This is a genomic window from Flavonifractor plautii ATCC 29863, from assembly GCF_000239295.1.
GTDB lineage: Bacteria > Bacillota > Clostridia > Oscillospirales > Oscillospiraceae > Flavonifractor > Flavonifractor plautii.
The window spans coordinates 1-1213 of the sequence record NZ_JH417814.1 but is presented as its reverse complement, the minus strand read 5'-3'; the positions used below and the strand labels follow the sequence as shown (position 1 = coordinate 1213).

The 1213-nt window shown below is 68.7% G+C and carries 1 protein-coding gene; it reads right to left on the bottom strand.

What is annotated here, in order from left to right; all coding sequences use genetic code 11:
• Positions 1 to 9 precede the first annotated feature (9 nt).
• Entirely contained in the window at positions 10 to 1053 is a 1044-nt protein-coding gene (locus HMPREF0372_RS13125) for a helix-turn-helix transcriptional regulator (protein ID WP_007493324.1), read from the bottom strand.
• Positions 1054 to 1213: the final 160 nt, after the last annotated feature.

Here is a 1213-nt window from a genome sequence, read left to right as displayed (position 1 = left end):
GCGGGACGCTTAATGCGTCCCGCCGCCATAGCGTTTCAGCAGGGCCTGAAATTCCGGCTCGTCCTGGAGGAAAGCCAGTTCGGGCTCCCGCTGGAGCTCCAGCAGCAGGCCGGGCAACAGAACGGACCCGACGGCCACCTGCGTACCGGGTAGAAGGTGGGGATATAGCCCCCCGCCGTCCCAGGAGCGGTTGAGCGCCTCCAGCATATCACGCAGGGCAGACAGGGCGGCCGTCTTGTCCCCCTCTGCCGCGGCCTGTAGGAGCCGTCCGGAGGAGGCGACACCGGGAATGAGGGCATAACGCTCCACCGTCTCCTCAATGAGGGCGGCCAGCCGGGCCCCGTCCTCCAGCCGCTCCGCCTGGAGGGCCAGCTCCTGAAGGCTTACCAATGACTCGTAGACCTCCGTCGCGGCATTGAGCAGCCGCCGCTCCCACAGCTCCGCGGCCTCCTCCCCACGGCCTGTCCGGCGGAGCAGCCCCGCCCGCAGAGCGTCCCGGTGGGGCCAGCGGTCGGACAGGGCGGAGAGCAGCTCCTCCGCCGCGGCGTACTCCTCCCGCCTCATGTGTCTGCCGATGAGCAGGTGGAGGGCCTGGTCCCGGATATCCGGCTCCTCGCTGTCGGCCAGAGCGCGGTACAGAGGCTCCAGACGGCGCTCGTAGGGCTCCGGCTCGGCCACACCCAGGGTGAAGAACAGGCCGTTCAGCGTCATGGCCAGAGAGATGGTCAGGCGGTCGCACCCAGGCCACCGGTGGAGCAGCTCCTCCGCCCGCAGAAAGGCCGCATCGATGCCCCCGCTCTGGGCCAGGGTGTAAAGCTCCTCTGTAAACGCGGCGATCTCTGCACCGGTCAGCTCCTCCCGGAAGGAGAGCAGAGTGTTCAGATCGGTGTCCAGCAGGCGGGCCAGCGGGGCCAGCAGGGCGAGATCGGGGCAGCATGCGCCCCGCTCCCACTTGTTTACCGCCGGGCCGCTTACTCCCAGGGCCTGGGCCACCTGCTCCTGGGTCAGCCCCTTTGCCCGCCGCAGGCGGCGGATCGTTTCGTTCAATTTCATACAGACGCCTCCTTGCTGCGCGAGAGCGGGTGGGCCGCCCCTGCGGTTCTATCCTAGCAGACGGCGGAGCGGAGGGCAAGGGCGCGGTGTTCAGGTTTTGGCCGGGAAAAGAAAACCGGAGGTTAAACCGTGCGGGGCCGCCTCATGAGAGGCGGCCCCG

Bases quoted from the DNA above. Each gene is read 5' to 3' on its own strand.
- HMPREF0372_RS13125 (WP_007493324.1), bottom strand. From the start codon at position 1,053: ATGAAATTGAACGAAACGATCCGCCGCCTGCGGCGGGCAAAGGGGCTG.